The sequence below is a fragment of the Anaeromassilibacillus sp. An250 genome, from assembly GCF_002159845.1.
Taxonomy (GTDB): domain Bacteria; phylum Bacillota; class Clostridia; order Oscillospirales; family Acutalibacteraceae; genus Anaeromassilibacillus; species Anaeromassilibacillus stercoravium.
Map to the genome: position 1 here is coordinate 1 of NZ_NFJK01000061.1, position 931 is coordinate 931.

Consider the following 931-nt stretch of genomic DNA (forward strand, 5'->3'; position numbering starts at 1 on the left):
GAGAAGTTTTGCGCCGAGCATTTCCCCGGCCACCAAGCCCTTGTATGCACCCACCCGGACGGGCATAACCACAGCGGCAACATTCATGTGCATATCGTCATTAACAGCCTGCGGATAGAGGAAGTGCCGTTCCTGCCCTACATGGACAGGCCAGCCGACACGAAAGCCGGCTGCAAGCACCGCTGTACCGACGCGGCCTTGCGCTACTTCAAATCCGAAGTCATGGAGATGTGCCACCGGGAGGGGCTTTACCAAATCGACCTCTTGAACGGCAGCAAGAACCGTGTGACCGACCGGGAGTATTGGGCGCAGAAAAAGGGACAGGCCGCGCTGGACAAGCAGAACGCCCCCATGATTGCGGGCGGTATCACACCCCGGCAGACCAAGTTTGAAACGAACAAGGAGAAGCTGCGGCAGACCATACGGAAAGCCCTTGCTACTGCCGCCAGCTTTGACGAGTTTTCTTCTCTGCTGCTGCGGGAGGGCGTGACCGTCAAGGAGAGCCGGGGGCGGCTGTCCTACCTTACGCCGGACAGGACGAAGCCCATTACCGCCCGAAAGCTGGGCGACGACTTTGACCGCGCCGCTGTCCTTGCCGTTTTGGAGCAGAACGCCGCCAGAGCCACAGAAAAGACTGCGGCCATACCCGAATACCCCCGGCGTGGGAAAACCGGCATACAGCCCACAAAAGCCCCTCAATCCGCCCCGAAACTCGTCGGCGCAAGCTCCATATCCTTCGCTTCCCCGCAAGCGGGAAAGCTCACTCATTCCGCTGCTTCTCCTCTCCCCGCAAAGCCAGACGGCTTTGCGGGGGCCCCAAGTGTGCAGCGGCTTGTTGACATAGCCGCCAAGAGAGCCGAGGGCAAAGGCCGGGGCTATGAACGCTGGGCGACCATGCACAACCTCAAACAAATGGCCGCGACGCTGAATG

At 60.5% G+C, this 931-nt stretch carries 1 pseudogene; it reads left to right on the top strand.

What is annotated here, in order from left to right:
• Nucleotides 1-931, top strand: a pseudogene (locus tag B5F54_RS17125) (relaxase/mobilization nuclease domain-containing protein); the annotation flags it as partial.